This is a genomic window from Pseudomonas sp. HY13-MNA-CIBAN-0226, from assembly GCF_040310305.1.
GTDB lineage: Bacteria > Pseudomonadota > Gammaproteobacteria > Pseudomonadales > Pseudomonadaceae > Aquipseudomonas > Aquipseudomonas gregormendelii.
In genome coordinates, this window is record NZ_JBEOPS010000151.1 from 1 (window position 1) to 288 (window position 288).

Consider the following 288-nt stretch of genomic DNA (forward strand, 5'->3'; position numbering starts at 1 on the left):
GCACATTGCTCAATGCACCTTGCCAAATCGCATTGGTAAGTTGACCATTAACTTCAAACTCAACTGCACCTTGTTGCGCATCAACAGATGCGGTAAGTTGATGATCTTTTTTATCCCCTGTTGCATCTATTTTTACACTGTTAATTTGTTGCTCAGCAACTAAAGCCGAACCAACATCTATTGCAATATTAGTTTGCCAATCGGCCGCTGTATCAAGATCAGCTTTAACAGATAACTTACTTATATTTATTTCATCAAAAATAAAACGTTCCAGCATTAATGCTAAGT

At 37.2% G+C, this 288-nt stretch carries 1 protein-coding gene; it reads right to left on the reverse strand.

Features of this window, described 5'->3' with window-relative positions; all coding sequences use genetic code 11:
• On the reverse strand, positions 1-288 hold a 288-nt coding region (locus AAEZ05_RS28175), incomplete at both ends, for a hypothetical protein (protein WP_350649845.1).